The sequence below is a fragment of the Streptomyces sp. NPDC023481 genome (assembly GCF_055560195.1).
In genome coordinates, this window is sequence record NZ_JBVHJE010000002.1 from 26,546 (window position 1) to 44,229 (window position 17,684).

At 70.4% G+C, this 17,684-nt stretch carries 16 protein-coding genes and 1 riboswitch; of the genes, 3 read left to right on the top strand and 13 right to left on the bottom strand.

Annotated elements, in window-relative coordinates; genetic code table 11:
- Nucleotides 1-131 precede the first annotated feature (131 nt).
- On the bottom strand, nucleotides 132-1,475 hold the full coding sequence (locus ACZ3ZD_RS04320; RefSeq protein ID WP_467393375.1) for an NYN domain-containing protein: 1,344 nt from the start codon (nucleotides 1,473-1,475) through the stop codon (nucleotides 132-134).
- A 46-nt stretch (nucleotides 1,476-1,521) separates the two neighbouring features.
- Nucleotides 1,522-1,761: a hypothetical protein gene (locus ACZ3ZD_RS04325; protein WP_014672226.1), complete on the bottom strand. Its 240-nt coding sequence runs from the start codon at nucleotides 1,759-1,761 to the stop codon at nucleotides 1,522-1,524.
- A 153-nt stretch (nucleotides 1,762-1,914) separates the two neighbouring features.
- On the opposite strand from ACZ3ZD_RS04325, the gene ACZ3ZD_RS04330 reads away from it, so the two are divergent.
- Together ACZ3ZD_RS04330 and ACZ3ZD_RS04335 are read left to right on the top strand one after the other, a co-directional pair.
- Entirely contained in the window at nucleotides 1,915-2,658 is a 744-nt protein-coding gene (locus ACZ3ZD_RS04330) for a rhomboid family intramembrane serine protease (protein WP_467393377.1), read from the top strand.
- Nucleotides 2,655-2,936: an Lrp/AsnC family transcriptional regulator gene (locus tag ACZ3ZD_RS04335; protein ID WP_189983858.1), complete on the top strand. Its 282-nt coding sequence runs from the start codon at nucleotides 2,655-2,657 to the stop codon at nucleotides 2,934-2,936. The genes ACZ3ZD_RS04330 and ACZ3ZD_RS04335 overlap by 4 nt, the downstream gene beginning before the upstream one ends.
- Before the next feature lie 2 nt (nucleotides 2,937-2,938).
- Here the strand turns inward: ACZ3ZD_RS04335 and ACZ3ZD_RS04340 are convergent, their stop codons facing one another.
- From ACZ3ZD_RS04340 to ctaE, 7 genes are all read right to left on the bottom strand, one after another.
- Entirely contained in the window at nucleotides 2,939-5,359 is a 2,421-nt protein-coding gene (locus tag ACZ3ZD_RS04340) for a serine/threonine-protein kinase (protein WP_467393380.1), read from the bottom strand.
- 62 nt (nucleotides 5,360-5,421) lie between these two features.
- Nucleotides 5,422-6,783: an aminotransferase class V-fold PLP-dependent enzyme gene (locus ACZ3ZD_RS04345; RefSeq protein ID WP_467393382.1), complete on the bottom strand. Its 1,362-nt coding sequence runs from the start codon at nucleotides 6,781-6,783 to the stop codon at nucleotides 5,422-5,424.
- Between the two features lie 129 nt (nucleotides 6,784-6,912).
- Nucleotides 6,913-7,029: riboswitch (SAM riboswitch) on the bottom strand.
- Nucleotides 7,030-7,098: 69 nt separating this feature from the next.
- Nucleotides 7,099-8,163, bottom strand: a complete 1,065-nt coding sequence (trpD, locus tag ACZ3ZD_RS04350; RefSeq protein WP_467393384.1) for an anthranilate phosphoribosyltransferase — start codon at nucleotides 8,161-8,163, stop codon at nucleotides 7,099-7,101.
- A gap of 124 nt (nucleotides 8,164-8,287) precedes the next feature.
- Nucleotides 8,288-9,925, bottom strand: coding sequence for a cytochrome bc1 complex cytochrome b subunit (qcrB, locus tag ACZ3ZD_RS04355; RefSeq protein WP_467393386.1), 1,638 nt, complete (start codon nucleotides 9,923-9,925; stop codon nucleotides 8,288-8,290).
- Nucleotides 9,922-10,980, bottom strand: a complete 1,059-nt coding sequence (qcrA, locus tag ACZ3ZD_RS04360) for a cytochrome bc1 complex Rieske iron-sulfur subunit (RefSeq protein ID WP_467393388.1) — start codon at nucleotides 10,978-10,980, stop codon at nucleotides 9,922-9,924. Before qcrA ends, qcrB begins: the two co-directional genes overlap by 4 nt.
- Nucleotides 10,977-11,789, bottom strand: a complete 813-nt coding sequence (gene qcrC / locus ACZ3ZD_RS04365) for a cytochrome bc1 complex diheme cytochrome c subunit (RefSeq protein ID WP_467393390.1) — start codon at nucleotides 11,787-11,789, stop codon at nucleotides 10,977-10,979. Before qcrC ends, qcrA begins: the two co-directional genes overlap by 4 nt.
- 62 nt (nucleotides 11,790-11,851) lie before the next feature.
- On the bottom strand, nucleotides 11,852-12,472 hold the full coding sequence (gene ctaE / locus ACZ3ZD_RS04370) for an aa3-type cytochrome oxidase subunit III (protein WP_467393392.1): 621 nt from the start codon (nucleotides 12,470-12,472) through the stop codon (nucleotides 11,852-11,854).
- 190 nt (nucleotides 12,473-12,662) lie between these two features.
- On the opposite strand from ctaE, the gene ACZ3ZD_RS04375 reads away from it, so the two are divergent.
- Nucleotides 12,663-13,064 (top strand): response regulator, encoded by a 402-nt coding sequence (locus tag ACZ3ZD_RS04375; protein WP_467393394.1) that lies wholly within the window; start codon nucleotides 12,663-12,665, stop codon nucleotides 13,062-13,064.
- Nucleotides 13,065-13,135: 71 nt separating this feature from the next.
- On the opposite strand, the gene ACZ3ZD_RS04380 is transcribed toward ACZ3ZD_RS04375, so the two are convergent.
- From ACZ3ZD_RS04380 to ctaC, 4 genes are all read right to left on the bottom strand, one after another.
- Nucleotides 13,136-14,398 (bottom strand): L,D-transpeptidase, encoded by a 1,263-nt coding sequence (locus ACZ3ZD_RS04380; protein ID WP_467393396.1) that lies wholly within the window; start codon nucleotides 14,396-14,398, stop codon nucleotides 13,136-13,138.
- 159 nt (nucleotides 14,399-14,557) lie between these two features.
- Entirely contained in the window at nucleotides 14,558-14,956 is a 399-nt protein-coding gene (locus tag ACZ3ZD_RS04385; protein ID WP_030348416.1) for a cytochrome c oxidase subunit 4, read from the bottom strand.
- Nucleotides 14,953-16,686 (bottom strand): aa3-type cytochrome oxidase subunit I, encoded by a 1,734-nt coding sequence (gene ctaD, locus ACZ3ZD_RS04390; protein WP_467393398.1) that lies wholly within the window; start codon nucleotides 16,684-16,686, stop codon nucleotides 14,953-14,955. The genes ACZ3ZD_RS04385 and ctaD overlap by 4 nt, the downstream gene beginning before the upstream one ends.
- The gene (gene ctaC / locus ACZ3ZD_RS04395; RefSeq protein ID WP_467393400.1) at nucleotides 16,683-17,645 is read right to left on the bottom strand and encodes an aa3-type cytochrome oxidase subunit II; all 963 of its coding nucleotides are present in this window, start codon (nucleotides 17,643-17,645) and stop codon (nucleotides 16,683-16,685) included. Before ctaC ends, ctaD begins: the two co-directional genes overlap by 4 nt.
- Nucleotides 17,646-17,684 lie beyond the last annotated feature (39 nt).

Genomic DNA, 17,684 nt, shown 5'->3' on the forward strand with positions numbered 1-17,684 from the left:
CAAATCCCACAGCAAAAAAACCCGTCACGCAATGCATTCTTTGCACACAACTCACGTGCAGTAAGAGTCGATTGACCCTACGTTGCGTGACGAGACGGCCAATTCGGGCATGAGCGGTGCCCGTTGGACTTTCAGGACAGTCGCTTCAGAAGCACCGCAGAGGCCACCGGTCGGGCACCCGCCTTCGCGACCCCGTCGGCGACCTCCCGGTCGGTGGAGGCGACGATGACCGGGCGCCCCGGCGGCTCGGCGCGCACCAGCTGGCGGATGAGCTCGTCGGCCGTCACACCCGGTTTGGAGAACAGCACCCGCACCCCGCGCGGCGGCGCGAGCAGCACCGGCGCGGCCAGTTCGGCGCCGTCGAAGACACAGGTCACCTCGGCGCCGGTCTGCGCGGCGAGCGCCGACAGCTGGCCGAGCAGCCGCAGCCGCTGCTTCTCCAGCGGCATCTGCGGATAACCGGTTTTGGTCACGTTGTAGCCGTCGACGACCAGGTGCGCCTGCGGCAGCGCCAGCAACTGGTCGAGGATCGCCGGGTCGTGCTCCGACAGGGCGCGCGCCGCGATGTCCTTCGGGGTCATCCGGCCCGGCTCCACCGCGTCGACGGTCTCCGCCGGGCGCACGGACACCGGCGGCAGCGCCAGTTCGCGCCGCAGCCCCTGGGTGGCGTCCAGCAGGGTGTCCAGCAGCAGCCGTACCCGCATGTCCTCCACGCTGCGGCCCTCCCGGGCGGCCCGGCGGGTGGCCTCCAGCGCGGACTCGGCCTCGCCCAGGCGGGCCTTGAGCCGCCGGGACTCGCTCTCCGCGGCCGACACCTGCGCCTGCGCCTCGCCGCGTACGGCGTCGATCTCGCCGTGCGCCTTGCGCAGCGCGGCCTCGCCCCGCTTGACGTCGCTCAGCGCGGCGCGCAGCTTGCGGTGCAGCGACTCCGCTTCCTTGCGGGCCGACTCCAGGTCCGTGCGCAGCCGTTCGGTCTCGGCGCGGGTGTGCTCCCGGGCCTGCGCCAGCTCCGCGCGCAGCCGCTCCAGCTCGGCCCGGCTCTCCTCGTCGGCGCGCTCGGCGTCCGCGCGCTGGGCCTCCTCACCGGCCGCGGTGACCAGCTTCACCCAGCCCGCCGGGCGCAGCACGTAGGCCGCGGCCGCCACGTCGAGCGGGTCCGCGGCCGGGGGCGGAGAGCCGGAGTCGAGGGCGCCGGCCAGTTCCGGCTGGGCCTCCCGAAACTTCTCCCCGATCCGCTGCCGGAACACCGGATCGGTCTCCAGCGCCGCCGCCATCGCGTTCCCGGCGAACTTGGCCCGGCGGTTCGGGGCGAACCGGGCGTACTGCCTCAGCTGGGCGGGCAGTTCCGCCAGGGTCAGCCCGCCGAAACCGTCCGACACGATCTGTACGACCCGGCGGCGCACGCCGTCGGGCAGCGGACGGTCAAGCACCTCGGCGGTGCCGTCGTCCGGCCCCCCGCCCGCGGTCTCCACCATCCGTCACACCCCAATACCGGAAAAAGCCTCTCCGGGGCGGCTCCGCTCAGGAGCCGGCGCCCGGCCTGTCCACCAGTTCCACCTGGTCCACCGCGTTGCACCAGCGGCAGCGCACCGACTCGATGGTCTCACTGACCACCTCGCGCTCCTCCACCGTCGGCTCGCCGGCCAGGTCGAGGTGGACGTACTCGACGACCTTCGACGAGCGGGTGACGTCGAACCGGGTCAGGTTGCCGCACAGGGTGCAGCGCCATCGCGTGGTGGCCGTCGGCAGGGGAACCGTCATGGTGACTGTTCTCTTCCTTCTCGTGTCGGTCCGCGCCGTCCCCCGACGCGTGTGGCTCGTAACCCTACGGCCTGGCGGGGACTCGCCGCCCGTCCGTTCACGGCGGCGAGGCGGTCTGTCAGCTTGCGTCCCGTTACGTCATGCTCTGTAGTCATGATCAGCACCTGGAACAGGGCGGCGGGCCGGACACGCGGAGCGGTCCGCGGTGCGCCGGCGCCGGTGACGTACGGCCTGATCGCCCTGTGCGCCCTGATCTTCGCGCTCGGCCCGGCCTCCGGTCTCGTCCCCGGGTACGGCTCCGGGGAGGCGCTGCTCACGGCGCAGCGGACGTACTTCCGGCACTGGGGGGTGGTCCCGGCCGAGCTGTTCGCCGGCCCCGCCGGGGCGGCGCTCACCCCGGTCACCGCGCTGTTCGTGCACGGCAGCTGGGTGCATCTGCTCGGCAACATGCTCTTCCTCTTCGTCTTCGGGGCGATGACCGAGGAACGGATGGGGCGGGTGGAGTTCACCCTCTTCTACGCCGGCTGCGGCTACCTCGCCCTGCTGGGGTACGCGGCCGCCAACGCCTCGTCCGAGCAGTCGCTGGTCGGCGCCTCCGGGGCGATCTCCGCGGTGCTCGGCGCGTTCCTCTACCTGTTCCCCCGCGCGCGTGTGACCAGTCTCCTGCCGTTCCTGTTCTTCCTGCCGCTGCGGTTGCCCGCGTGGGTGGTGCTGCCGTTCTGGGCGGCCGTGCAGTGGCTGGCGGCGGGGCGAGCCTCGGACGGGCCGGGGGTGGCCTACCTGGCGCACCTGGTGGGGTTCGGGCTGGGCTTCGGCTACGCGTGGGTGCGCTACGGGCGTACCACTAGAGTGAAAGCCGCCCCAGCTCCGGTCACCGAGGGAGAGAAACAGCCGTGATCACCGCGATCGTCCTGATCAAGACCAGTGTGGACCGGATCCCCGAGATCGCGGAGCGGATCGCCGCGCTCGACAGCGTCAGCGAGGTCTTCTCGGTCACCGGCACCTACGACCTGATCGCCATGGTCCGGGTCGCGCAGCACGAGGACCTCGCCGAGGTCATCCCGGGCCGGATCAGCAAGATCCCCGGCGTGGAGGCCACGGACACGCACGTCGCCTTCCGCACCTACTCCCAGCACGACCTGGAGGCCGCCTTCGCGATCGGCCTCGACAACTAGCCCTACGCCGTCAGGTCGACCGCGGCGATGCCGGTGCCCGAGGGGACGTAGAGGCGGCTGCCGCGGACGAGCGGGGTGTGCTGGTCGTCGGTCGCGGCCCGGCCGAGGGCCGCGTCCCAGCGCCGCTTGCCGTTCAGGTCCAGCGCCCACACCCGGTCGGCCGCGCGGACGTACACGGTGTCGCCGGCCACCACCGCCCGGGGCCCGGCCGGGCTCCCCTTGAGGTCGTACGCCCAGGCACGGGAGCCGTCGGCCGCGCGTACGGCGTACACCGTGCCCTGGCCCGTGCCGACGGCCAGGGACCGGGTGCCGGCCGTCAGGGACCCGCCGTCGTCGTCCCTGCGCCACAGGCGCCGGCCGTCCGAGACGCGGAAGCCCTGGCGCAGGGGGCCGGTGTCCGTGACCAGGGTGGTGCCGGCGAGGGCGAGGACCGTGACGTCGGCGCCCCCGGCCACCTGCCACTTCCGCTTACCGTCCCGGGCGTCCAGCGCCAGCAGCTGGTCGCCGTAGCTGCCCGTGTAGATCACGCCGGCCGCGACGAAGGGGGTGCCGGTGGGGCCGCCCGGGGTCGTCGCGGACCAGTTCACGCTGCCGTCGGAGGCGTAGCTGCGCAGGCCGCCCGCGTCCGTGCCGCCGGTGGAGACGAGGACGTCCGTGCCGAGCAGGACGGGGACGGCGTAGGCGTCGGCGCCGAGGGCGCGGGTCCACAGCGGCCGGCCGGCCGGGCTCACCGCGGTCAGCCGGCGCACGCCGTCGCCGCGCAGGCCCACCACGCAGTACACGGCGTCCCGGGTGGCCACCGGCGTGGAGACGTCGTCGCCGAGCCGGACCTTCCAGCGCCGGGTGCCGTCCCGGGAGACCGCGTGCAGGACACCGCCGGAGGTGCCGGCGTAGACGACGGAACCGTCCGGGGAGAGCCCGCAGCAGGCGCCGTCCAGACCGCCGATGCCGCCGAGGTCGTACTGCCAGCGCAGCACCGCGGGCCGGGCGGACGCCTCGCTGTCCACCACCCCGGGGGCCGAACTCTCGGGCGCCCGGTAACCACCCCCCAGTTCCTGGCTCCCCGATCCCCGCCACACCCACCACCCCGCGGCCCCGGCCACGACTCCCCCGCCCAACACCGCCAACGCCCGCCGCCTGCCCGGGGCGACGGGGCCCTTGCGGGTGGGGGTGAGGGGGGTCGGGGTGGTGGGTTCGGGGGTCGGGGCTGTGGAGTCGGGGGCGGGGGGCTCGGAGGCGGGCGCCGGGGCGGCGGGTTCTCGGACCAGGGGCTCCGGGGTGGGTGCTCGGGAGGCGGCGGGCTCGGGGGCGAGCGGCTCGGGGACGGCCCCCGACGCGGCGGAGCCGGCGGCGAGAAGCCGCGGCGCGGCCGCTGGGGCCGCGGGCTCGGGGTCGAGGGACCCGGAGGCGGGCGCCGGGGCGGCGGGTTCTCGGACCAGGGGCTCCGGGGTGGGCCCCGTCGCGGGTCCGGCCGTGCGGAGGCCGGGGGTGAGGGGGAGGCCGAGGGAGGTGGGGGTCAGGTACTCCACGCCGCTGGAGTGGGGGTCGGGGGTGGGGGCCGGGGTGGCGGCGGAGCCGTACCAGGAGGGGTGGGCCGCGGTGCGCAGGGCGGCGGGGGTGAGGCCCACCGCGGCCGGCAGCCGTGACGGTTCCGGGCGCTGGAGCGGGTCCTCGGCCAGGCAGGCCGCCACCAGGGGGCGGATGTCCTCCGGGACGCCGGACAGGTCGAAGTCGCGGGTCAGGATACGCAGCAGCACCACCGAGTCCTGGCCCTCCCCGAACGGCTCCCGGCCCGCCGCCGCGTAGGCGAGGACCGCGCCGAGGGAGAAGACGTCGCTCGGCGGCCCGACCTGCCCGCCGTTGCGGATCTGCTCCGGCGAGACGTACCCCACCGACCCGACGACCGCGCCGGTACGGGTCAGCGAGGTGGCCTCCAGGGCCCGTACGATCCCGAAGTCGATGACCCGGGGCCCGTCCGGGCCGAGCAGGATGTTGGACGGCTTCAGGTCACGGTGGATCAGACCCTTGGCGTGGATGGCCGCCAGCGCCTCGCCGAGCGCGGCCGCGAGGATCCGCACCGCCGCACCGGGCAGCGCCCCGTGGTCCAGGACGGCGTCGCGCAGGTTCGGCCCGGGCACGAACTCCGTGGCCATCCAGGGCCGTTCCGCCTCGGTGTCGGCGTCCACGACCCGCGCGGTGTACGTGCCCGCGCCGCCGACGGTCTGCGCGGCGCGGACCTCGTGGCGGAACCGGGCACGGAACGTGCGGTCCTCGGCGTGCTCGGCCCGTACGACCTTCACGGCGAGCCTGAGCCCGGTGCGGGACTCGGCGAGGTAGACCTCGCCCATGCCGCCGGCGCCGAGCCGGTGCAGGACTGTGTACGGGCCGATGTGGCGCGGGTCTGCTGCGCGCAGCGGCTGCACTCCGGGCTCCCCCTGTTCCAACGTGTCGTCAGGGGGAGGTTATACGGGCCCGCCGGGCTCCATCAGACCGCCGGCACGCAGCGGCCGTCCTCCGTGCGGTACCGCCACTTCGCGCCGTCCGCCACGAGTTCCCTGACGGCGCCCACGAAGCGCTCGACGTGCTCGTCCGGGGTGCCCGCGCCGAAGCTGACCCGGATGGCGTTGAGGGACCGCTCGCCGGGGGCCGCCTCGGGCGCGCCGCACTCGCCCTGGGTCCCCGGGTCGCTGCCGAGCAGGGTGCGGACCAGGGGGTGGGCGCAGAAGAGGCCGTCGCGGACGCCGATGCCGTACTCGGCGGAGAGGGCGGCGGCGAAGTGGGAGCTGTTCCAGCCCTCGACGACGAAGGAGAGGACGCCGACCCGCGGGGCGTCGTCGCCGAAGAGGGAGAGGATCCGCACCTCGGGGATCTCGGCGAGGCCGTCGCGGACGGTACGGACGAGCTGCTGCTCGCGGGCGACGAGGGTGTCCCAGCCGGCCTCGGTGAGGGCCTTGCAGGCGGAGGCGATGGAGTAGGCGCCGATGACGTTCGGGGAGCCGGCCTCGTGGCGGGCCGCGGTCTCGTGCCACTCGACGGCCACGCCCCCGTCCTCGCGCCGGCTGACCCTGCGGCTGGCGCCGCCGCCCGCGAGGTACGGCTCGGCCGCCTGGAGCCAGTCGGCGCGGCCGGCCAGGACACCGGAGCCGAAGGGGGCGTACAGCTTGTGGCCGGAGAAGGCGACCCAGTCCACGTCGAGGTCGGTGACGGACACCGGGTGGTGCGGGGCCAGCTGGGCCGCGTCCAGGACGATGCGGGCGCCGTGGGCGTGCGCGGCGGCGGCCAGTTCGCGCACCGGCCACAGCTCGCCGGTGACGTTGGAGGCGCCGGTGACGCAGACCAGGGCCGGGCCGTACGGGTCGCGGCCGGCGAGGGCGCGCTCCAGGGTCTCGACGGCCTCGCGCGGGGTGCGCGGGGCGTCGAGGTAGGTGACCCGCGCGTCCTGCCAGGGCAGCAGGGAGGCGTGGTGCTCGGTCTCGAAGACGAAGACCTGGCAGTCGGCCGGGATCGCGCGGGCGAGGAGGTTGAGGGAGTCGGTGGTCGAGCGGGTGAAGACCACCTGGTCGGCCGGGCGGCAGCCGAGGAACTCGGCGACCGTCGCGCGGGCGTTCTCGAACAGGTCCGTGGAGAGCTGGGAGAGGTACCCGGCACCGCGGTGGACGCTGCCGTAGTAGGGGGCGTACGCGGCGACGTCGTCCCAGACGCGCTGGAGGGCGGGGGCGCTGGCCGCGTAGTCCAGCGCGGCGTAGGTGACCTCGCCGCCGGTGACCAGCGGGACGGTGACATCGCGCCCCAGAACGGGCAGAGGGGTGCAAACGGACTGGTCGGTGGCAGCGGTGGAGACGGACATGGCGGAACTCCCGTGAGAGGAAGGGCGAGGAAGAGAAGAAGGGTGTGCGGAGGCGGGGCTCTGCGGCCCTAACGCATTCGCTTGCTCACGGGAGACTCCTCGACGACCAGGATCCCTGGCTGCGTGAGGGATCCGCGCTTGCCGTGGACCTTGCTGTCCACGGCCTGGTCTTCACCCGGGGCACCCCGCCACGGACGGAGGGTTGCCGGACAGTCGGCCGGGGCCTCATGACTGTCACTCATGACCTGGTACAGGAACGTACGTGAGGTGATCGTCGTCCCGCAACCCGTGTCCGGATCGCGGGACGACACCCCGTCAGGCGTTGCTGGCGGCCACCCAGCGCTCCAGCGTGCGCTTGGCCGCGCCCGAGTCGATGGACTCGGCGGCCCGGGCCATTCCGGCCCGCAGCTGCTCCGCCAGCGGTGCGTCGGTCGGCGTGAGCGCGACGAGCGCCGCCGCGGAGTTCAGCAGCACCGCGTCCCGCACGGCCCCCCTCTCGCCGTCGAGCAGACGGCGGGCGACCTCCGCGTTGTACGACGCGTCCGCGCCGCGCAGGGCCTCCACGGGGACGAGGTCGATGCCGACGTCCCTCGGGTCGAAGGACTCCTCGGTGACCTTGCCGTCCCGGACGACCCACACCCGCGAGGTGGCGGTCGTGGTCAGCTCGTCCAGGCCGTCGTCGCCGCGGAAGACCAGCGAGGAGTTGCCGCGCTCGGCGAGGACGCCGGCCACGACCGGGGCCATCCGGGGGTCGGCCACGCCGACGGCCTGGGCCCGGACCTTCGCCGGATTCGTCAGCGGACCCAGCACGTTGAAGGTCGTACGGATGCCCAACTGGCCGCGGGCCGCGGCCACGTGACGCAGTGCGGGGTGGAACCGGACCGCGAAGCAGAACGTGATCCCGGCCTCCTCGGCGACCTGCGGGACCCGCTCCAGCGGCAGGTTCAGATTGACGCCCAGCTTCTCCAGCACGTCCGACGCGCCCGACGCGGAGGACGCGGCCCGGTTGCCGTGCTTGACGACCCTCGCGCCGGTGCCGGCGACCACGATCGAGGACATCGTGGAGATGTTCACCGTCTTGGCGCCGTCGCCGCCGGTGCCGACGATGTCGACGGTCGGGCCCGGCACCTCGATGACGTTCGCGTGCGCGTACATCGCGCGGACCAGCCCGGTGATCTCCGCCACCGTCTCGCCCTTGGCCCGCAGGGCCACCGCGAATCCCGCGATCTGCGCGTCGGTCGCCTCCCCGCGCATGATCCGGTCCATCGCCCATGCCGTGGCGTCCGCGCTCTGGTCACGGCCCTCCAGCAGGGCGTTCAGCACCTCGGGCCAGGAACGGCCCGCCGCGGTGTCGCCTCCAGCGGGGGTCACAGCGCTCATCAGCCGCTCCTGGGTCTCGTACAGGCCATCGGTGGTCCGTCCCCCAGCCTATCGACCCCCGCACAGGGCGAAGGGCCCCGTCCGTGAACCGGACGGGGCCCTCCTGTGGCGTGGCGACGCGGGATCAGTGGTGGCCGTGGCCGCTCGTGATCTCCTTGTACTCCTCGACGGTCGGCTTCGGGATCTGGTTGTCCTCGCCGTAGTAGGCGTTGGACAGCTTGACCCGGAGCTTCTCCGCGGCCGGCACCTTGCGCTCGACACCGTTCTCGTCGACCGTCGGGCCGATCTCGGCCGGCTGGTACTGCTCGTGCGCGGTGAGCGTGTGCAGCTGCTCCTGGCTGAGCGGCTCGTGCACCTCGACGAACTCACCGTGCGGCAGCCGCTTGATGATGCCGGTCTCGCGACCGTGCAGCACCTTGTCGCGGTCGCGGCGCTGCAGGCCCAGGCAGATCCGCTTGGTGACGAGGAACGCGATGACCGGTCCGGCGAAGAAGAAGATCCGGACGAACCAGGTGACGGCGTTGATCGACAGGTTGAAGTGGGTGGCCCACAGGTCGTTGCCACCGCCGACCAGGGTGATCATGTAGATCGTCACCCAGGCGACACCGAACGCGGTACGCGTCGGGGCGTTGCGCGGGCGGTCCAGGATGTGGTGCTCGCGCTTGTCGCCGGTGACCCAGGACTCGATGAACGGGTAGACCGCGATTCCGGCCAGGACCAGCGGGAAGAGCACCAGCGGGATGAACACGCCCAGGACGAGCGTGTGACCCCAGAAGTTGATCTCCCAGCCCGGCATGAAGCGGATCAGACCCTCGGCGAAGCCCATGTACCAGTCGGGCTGGGCGCCGGTGGACACCTGGTCCGGACGGTAGGGGCCCATCGCCCAGATCGGGTTGATCTGCGCGACCGCGGCGATGGCCGCGATGACACCGAAGACCAGGAAGAAGAAGCCTCCGGCCTTGGCCATGTACACCGGCAGCAGCGGCATGCCGACGACGTTGTTGTTCGTCTTGCCGGGACCCGCGAACTGCGTGTGCTTGTGGTAGAAGACCAGGATCAGGTGCGCCACCATCAGGCCGAGCATGATGCCCGGCAGCAGCAGGATGTGGATCGAGTAGAACCGGGCGACGAAGTCGTGGCCGGGGAACTCTCCGCCGAACAGGAAGAACGACAGGTACGTGCCGATGATCGGCACGGACAGGATCGCGCCCTCCATGAAGCGGACACCGGTGCCGGAGAGCAGGTCGTCCGGGAGCGAGTAACCGGTGAAGCCGGTGAACATGCCGAGGACGAACAGCAGGAAGCCGAACAGCCAGTTGATCTCACGCGGCTTGCGGAACGCGCCGGTGAAGAACACGCGCATCATGTGCACGAACATGCCGGCGAGGAAGATCAGCGCGGCCCAGTGGTGGATCTGCCGGACCAGCAGACCACCGCGCACGTCGAAGGAGATGTGCAGGGTCGAGCTGAACGCCTCGGACATCAGCTGCCCCTGGAGCGGGACGTAGCTGCCGTGGTACTCCACCTCGTTCATCGACGGGTGGAAGAACAGCGTCAGGTACACACCCGTCAGGATGATGATGATGAAGCTGTACATGCACACTTCGCCCAACATGAACGACCAGTGGTCGGGGAAGATCTTGCGCATGTTGGCCTTGGCCAGGGAGTAGATCCCGAGCCGGCCGTCGGCCCAGTCGGCGACACGCTCGCCGGCCGGGGCCTTCCCGCGAGAGCGGGGCGTCTCGTTCGCTGCAGTACTCATCCGCGCTCCCAGAATGCAGGACCGACGGGCTCCTCGAAGTCGCCGAGCGCCTGGAGGTAACCCTCACTGTCCACACCGATGCGCAGCTGCGGCAGGGCGTGGCCGGCGGGGCCGAAGATCACTCGGGCACCGTCGGAGAGGTCGAAGGTGGACTGGTGGCACGGGCACAGCACGTGGTGCGTCTGCTGCTCGTACAGCGAGATCGGGCAGCCGACGTGGGTGCAGATCTTGGAGAAGGCGACGATGCCCTCGTGCGACCAGTCGAGCTCGCGCTTGTCCTTGATGTTGCCCGGCTGCAGCCGGACGATCATCAGGGCGGCCTTGGCGATCTCCGTCTGGAAGTCCTCTGCCTTCTCCTCCAGGCCGTCCGGCTTGGCGAAGGTGAGCGAGCCGACGGCGACGTCCTCGGGACGCAGCGGCTGGTTCGTGTTCATGTTGACCAGGCGCTTGCCCTTGGCCCACAGGGTGTGGCGCAGCTTGCTGTGCGGGAGCGGACCGAGGTCGCGCAGCAGCATGACGCCGGAGAGCGGCACCATGGCCAGCGCGCCGAACATCGTGTTGCGGATCAGCTTGCGCCGGCCGAGCGCCGACTCCTTGGCGCCCTGGCGGAAGTCCGCGTGGACCTTCGCCCGGACCTCCGGGGAGGCCTCGATCGGGTGCCGGTCGTCGGCGACCTCCACGTCGGACATCAGGGTGCGGGCCCAGTGGACCGCGCCCGCGCCGATGCAGAACAGCGCCACGCCGAGGGTCAGACCCAGCGCGAAGTTCAGCGCGCTGATGTGCCCGATCGGGAAGACGAAGATCGACTTGTCGTGCGGGATCGCCACGTACGAGGCGATGAAGCCGATGGTGGCCAGCATCGACACCGTGAACAGCAGGGCGACCATGCGCTCGGACCGCCTGGCGGCCCGCTCGTCGACGTCCTGGATCCGGTGCTCGTGCGGCGGCAGCCCCGGGTCGGCGAACGGGTTCTCCTCGTCCGCGACGCTTACCGCGCCGTGCGCGTGGTCCTGCTCAGCGGGCAGGTTCTCTTCTGGAATGTCTTGGCTACTCATGACTTCTTGGCCTTTGCGGTCCGAGCGGCGACCCAGACGGCGACCGCGATCAGCACGCCGAGGCCGAAGATCCAGGCGAACAGGCCCTCACTGACCGGCCCGAGGCCGCCCAGCTCCAGACCGCCCGGGTTCTCCGTCTCGCTGCCGTTGACCGCGTTCAGGTACGCGATGATGTCCTTCTTGTTCTTCTCCGACATCGTGGTGTCGGGGAAGGACGGCATGTTCTGCGGGCCCGTCTGCATGGCCTCGTAGATGTGCTTGGGAGCGACACCCTCCAGGTTGGGCGCGTACTTGCCCTTGGTCAGGGCACCGCCCTTACCGGTGAAGTTGTGGCACTGCGCGCAGTTGGTGCGGAACAGCTCGCCACCCTTGGCGATGTCCGCGCCCTCGGGGCCGTACTGCTGCTTGGTGGGCACGCTCGGGCCGGCACCCAGCGAGGCGACGTACGCGGCGAGCTGGTCGATCTGGGCCTGCGTGTAGATGTTCTTCTTGCGCGGGACCTGGGCGCCCTGCGAGGTCGCGGCGGGCATACGGCCGGTGCCGACCTGGAAGTCGACCGCGGCGGCACCCACGCCGACGAGGCTCGGGCCGTCGGAGGAGCCCTGGCCACCGGTGCCGTGGCAGCTGGCGCAGCCGACCTGGTAGAGCTTCTTGCCCTCCTTGATGGTCAGGGACTGGGAGGTTTCATCGGCCTGCGCCTTGCCCGCGGGCGCGAACGCGGCGTACAGCCCCCCAGTGGCCGCCAGCGCGAGGAGTAGGACGACGACCGCCGCCAGCGGATGGCGTCGTCGTGCGGAGAGCTTTTTCACGGATTACCCCGGTGTCAGGATCTTCTGCGTCGGTGCTTCTGGATGTGCGGGAGCGGTCCCGGCTACTTGATCAGGTAGATCGTGGCGAAGAGGCCGATCCAGACGACATCGACGAAGTGCCAGTAGTAGGACACGACGATGGCGGCGGTCGCCTGCTCGTGAGTGAACCTCTTGGCCATGTAGGTGCGGCCGAGGACCAGCAGGAAGGCGATGAGACCGCCCGTCACGTGCAGGCCGTGGAAGCCGGTGGTCAGGTAGAACACCGAGCCGTACGGGTCGGAGGACAGCGAGATGCCGTCCTTCTTCACCAGCTCGGTGTACTCGTAGATCTGACCGCCGATGAAGATCGCACCCATGATGAAGGTGAGGATGAACCAGCCACGGAGCTTCTTCACGTCGCCGCGTTCGGCCGCGAACACGCCGAGCTGGCAGGTGAGGGACGAGAGCACCAGGATCGTGGTGTTCGTCGCGGAGAAGGGCACGTTCAGTGCGTGCGCCATCTCCTTCCAGTGAGCCGGTCCGGTCACCGACCGGAGGGTGAAGTACATCGCGAAGAGGGCCGCGAAGAACATCAGCTCGGAACTCAGCCAGATGATGGTTCCGACGCTGGTGAGGTTCGGCCGGTTGACCGACGGGTGCGCGTGCCCGGTATCTACTGTCGTTGCTGTCGCCACGACCGACATTATGTCGGTCGCTTATCTCGCGCTCACTCCGGGGGGTGCCGTTCGGAGTGTTGCCACCCGTCGGACCGGTGTTGACGTGGTGTTCGACGGGGTGTTCCGCGTGGTGTTCAGGGGCATGACGACGGGAGTAACATCCGCCGCGACGGCCCCGCCCGTCCTGTCCGTACGACGCTGACGTCCCGGAGGAACAATGCAGCCGACCGCCACGGTGCTGGTCTACAGCGACGACTCCACCACCCGCGAGCAAGTACGGCTGGCCACCGGGCGTCGGCCGGCGCCGGACGTGCCCCTGGTCGAGTTCGTGGAGTGCGCGACCCCCGACGCGGTCCTGAGGGAGTTGGGCAAGGGCGGCATCGACGTCTGCGTGTTCGACGGCGAGGCCGTGCCGATGGGCGGCATGGGGATGTGCCGGCAGATCAAGGACGAGGTGTTCGACTGCCCGCCGGTGCTGCTGCTGATGGGACGGCCGCAGGACGCGTGGCTGGCCACGTGGAGCCGGGCCGACGCGGCGGTGACCCTGCCGGTGGACCCGGTGGAGTTCGCCACCGCACTGGCCACCCTGCTCCGCCGGCGGCGGTTGGTGGGCGCGTAGCGCACAGGGGCGCGGGGAGCGCGCGACGAGGCCACCGGCCCGCGCGCGCTCCCCGCGCCCCCTGAGGGCGTTCACAGGGCCGCTGGCTGGATCCTCAGGGCGTCCGACGGCGTGGGACCGTCCGGTTTGCCGTTGAAGAGGGCGCTGCCCTGGCGCCACTTCTGCCAGTCGACGTTCCAGTCGCCGAAGCCGTTGCCGAAGGGTTCCATCTCGTCGCCGTTGGAGTTGACGACCTTGACGATGTCGCCCTCGCGGACGGTGTCGAAGAACCACTCGGCGTTGGACGTGCTCATCCCGGTGCAGCCGTGGCTGACGTTGGCGTAGCCCTGGGAGCCCACGGACCAGGGGGCGGCGTGGACGTACTCGCCCGACCAGGTGACCCGGGTGGCGTAGTAGACCGGCAGGTCGTAGGAGTCGGCGCTGCCCTCGGCGATGCCGACGGTGGTGCCGCGCATGCGTACGAAGTACTGCTTGGCCAGGACGACCTTGACGCCGTTGCGGGTCTCGTAGCCGGGCTTGCCGGTGGTGACCGGGATCTGGTTGATCTCCTGGCCGTTCTTGTAGACGGTCATCTGGTGCGAGGCGGCGTCCGTGACGGCCTCGATCCGGTCGCCCGTGGTGATCGTCAGCGGCTTGGCCCTGCCGCCCCACATCCGGTCGCTGATCCGGACGCCCTCCAGGTTGCTGTGCACCTGGAGGGTGGCGTGGGCGGGCCAGTACTCCTTGGGCCGGTAGTGGAGTTCCTTGTTGTCCACCCAGTGCCAGGCGCCCTGCACGGCCGGCGTGGAGTCCACCCGCAGGGCGCGCTCCACGACGGCGCGCTGCGCCTTGTCCTTGATCTCGTGGTCGAGCTGGGCCGTGATCGGCTGTCCGACGCCGTAGGTGCCCTTCTGGGGGCCGAACGTGACGTTCAGGCGCTGCTTGCTGGTGGGCTTGCTGGTGTCGAACGTGAGGATCCTGCGGCCGGGCGCGCCGTCGTCGTCCTCGGTGCTCACCGTGACCGTGTAGTGGGCGTTGGCGGCCAGCGGGGAGGTGCTGTGCCAGCGGCTGCCGTCGGCGGCGAGTTCGCCCGCCACGTAGCGCCCTGCGGAGTCCTGGGCGGTGACGTCCGTGATACGGCCCTCGTCGCTGTCGGCGGTGACCTCCAGGGGTTTGTCCGGGTCGGCCCGCTTCCCCGCCTCGGTGGGGCCGTTGAAGGAGATCAGGCCCGCTGCGTCGTACGGCCTGGCCGACAGGGGGTTGCCGTCCGAACCGCAAGCGGTGACGCCCGCGCCGAGGGCGGTCACCAGCAGGGTGCAGCTGACGACGGTGCGGGTCCGCGGAGTGTGGTTCATACGATCACGCTATGAGCTGGAGACCGTACTGGCACGGCAGGTAACTCGTACGAGGGAACGACACTGCGGCAAAGGAAGGACACGCCGGGGCCGCCGGAAAAGCCGGGAGCCCGGACCCTCCTGAGGGAAGGTCCGGGCTCCTGGTGCGTTCCGCGAGTCCTACTGGGTGCGGTTCTCACCGTGGTAGTACTCGAACACCCAGCCGAACAGGCCGAGCACGATGAACGGCGCGGAGAAGTAGATCAGCCACCAGCCGACCGCGATGCTGAGGAAGGCGATCGCGCCGCCGAAGCCCAGCATGAGCGGCTGCCAGCTGTGCGGGCTGAAGAAGCCCAGCTCGCCCGCGTCGTCCGCGACGTCCGCCTCCTTGTCGTCCTGGGCGCCCGCGTCGACCCGCCGGGCGGTGAAGCCCAGGTAGAAGCCGATCATGACGCTCAGGCCGAAGGCCAGGAAGAGCGCGGTGGTTCCGGCCGGCTCCTTCGACCACACGCCATACACGATGGCCATGATCAGGATGAAGACGCTCAGCCAGATGAACATCCGACCCTGGATCTTCACTTGCCGGCCTCCTTGCTGCCCGCGACGGCGGTGCCATGACCGGCGTGCTCGAGCTGTTCGAGCGCGGCGATCTCAGGGTGGTGCAGGTCGAACGCCGGGGATTCGCTGCGGATCCGCGGCAGGGTGAGGAAGTTGTGCCGCGGCGGCGGGCAGGAGGTCGCCCACTCCAGCGAGCGGCCGTAGCCCCACGGGTCGTCCACGCCGACCGGCTTGCCGTACTTGGCCGTCTTCCACACGTTGTAGAGGAACGGCAGGATCGACAGGCCGAGCAGGAACGAGCTGATCGTGGAGATCGTGTTCAGCGCGGTGAAGCCGTCGGCCGCCAGGTAGTCGGCGTACCGGCGGGGCATGCCCTCGGCACCGAGCCAGTGCTGGACCAGGAACGTGCCGTGGAAGCCGACGAACAGCGTCCAGAACGTGATCTTGCCGAGGCGCTCGTCCAGCATCTTGCCGGTCATCTTCGGCCACCAGAAGTGGAAGCCTGCGAACATCGCGAAGACGACCGTACCGAACACCACGTAGTGGAAGTGGGCCACCACGAAGTACGAGTCCGAGACGTGGAAGTCCATCGGCGGCGACGCCAGGATGACACCGGTCAGACCACCGAAGGTGAAGGTGATCAGGAAGCCGACCGCCCAGAGCATCGGCGTCTCGAAGGACAGCGAGCCCTTCCACATCGTGCCGATCCAGTTGAAGAACTTCACGCCGGTCGGGACGGCGATGAGGAACGTCATGAAGGAGAAGAACGGCAGCAGCACTCCGCCGGTGACGTACATGTGGTGCGCCCACACCGTCACCGAGAGACCGGCGATCGCGATGGTCGCGGCGATCAGGCCCATGTAGCCGAACATCGGCTTGCGGGAGAAGACCGGGATGACCTCGGAGATGATGCCGAAGAACGGCAGCGCGATGATGTACACCTCTGGATGCCCGAAGAACCAGAAGAGGTGTTGCCAGAGCAACGCTCCGCCGTTCGCGGCATCGAAGACGTGGGCGCCGAACTTGCGGTCCGCCTCCAGCGCGAACAGCGCGGCCGCCAGGACCGGGAAGGCCAGCAGGACCAGCACGGCGGTCAGCAGCACGTTCCACACGAAGATCGGCATGCGGAACATCGTCATGCCGGGGGCGCGCATGCAGATGATGGTGGTGATGAAGTTGACCGCGCCGAGGATGGTGCCGAAGCCGGAGAAGGCCAGACCCATGATCCACATGTCGGCGCCGATGCCGGGGCTGCGGACCGCGTCCGACAGCGGGCTGTAGGCGAACCAGCCGAAGTCGGCCGCACCCTGCGGGGTGAGGAAGCCGCCCACGGCGATGGTCGAGCCGAACAGGTACAGCCAGTAGGCGAACATGTTCAGCCGCGGGAACGCCACGTCGGGCGCGCCGATCTGCAGCGGCATGATCCAGTTCGTGAAGCCGGCGAACAGCGGCGTCGCGAACATCAGCAGCATGATCGTGCCGTGCATCGTGAACGCCTGGTTGAACTGCTCGTTCGACATGAACTGCAGGCCAGGACGGGCCAGCTCGGCGCGCATCAGCAGCGCCATCACGCCACCGATCAGGAAGAACGCGAACGAGGTGACCAGATACAGCGTTCCGATCGTCTTGTGGTCGGTGGTCGTCAGCCACTTCACCACGACGTTGCCGGGCTGCTTGCGCCGGACCGGCAGCTCGTTCTCGTACGAGTCCTCAGCTGCCGCGGCACCCTGGGGTTCGTTGACGATGCTCACAGTACGTTCGACTCCCGGTTCTTCTCGTGGCCCGTCTGCGCGATGCCGGCGGGAACGTAACCGGTCTGCCCCTTCTTGGCGAGGTCCTGGAGATGCTTCTGGTAAGCCGCCGGGGAGACGACCTTCACGTTGAACAGCATCCGGGAGTGGTCGACGCCGCAGAGCTCCGCGCACTTGCCCAGGAAGGTCCCCTCCTTGTTGGGGGTCACCTGGAACGCGTTGGTGTGGCCCGGGATGACGTCCTGCTTCATCAGGAACGGCACCACCCAGAAGGAGTGGATGACGTCACGCGAGGTGAGGACGAAGCGGACCGTCTTGCCCTTGGGGAGCCAGAGCGTCGGACCGGGGTTGTTCGTCTGCGGGTTCCGCGTGCCAGGGGTACCGACGTCGTAGACACCGCCGGCGTTCGCCGGGAAGTCCTTCTTGAACCGGGCCGGGATGGCGTCCAGGTTCTTGTCGGTCTTGGCGTCGCCCGTGGAACCGGGGACGTTCTCGATGTAGTTGAAGCCCCAGCTCCACTGGAAGCCGACCACGTTGACCGTGACGTCCGGCTTCTTGTCGGTGAGGCTGAGCAGCTTCGACTCGTCCCGGGCCGTGAAGTAGAAGAGCACCGAGATGATGATGATCGGGACCACCGTGTACAGGGCCTCGATCGGCATGTTGTACCGAGTCTGCGGAGGAACCTCGACCTTGGTGCGGCTGCGCCGGTGGAAGAGGGCACTCCACAGGATCAGGCCCCACACCAGCACGCCGACGGCGAGCGCGGCAGCCCAGGAGCCCTGCCACAGGGAGAGGATCCGCGGAGCCTCTTCCGTGGTCGGGGTGGGCATGCCAAGGCGGGGGAAGTCCTTGTATGTGCAACCGGTTGCGGTCGCCAGGACCAGGCCCGCGGTCAGTGCCTGCAGCAGCTTCCGCCGCATCGGGCGCCGCGGCGAGCGGTCGGAGCCGTTGGGACTCACGTAGCGCCTTCCCGAGAGTCTCGCCCGCGCGGTTGGCTG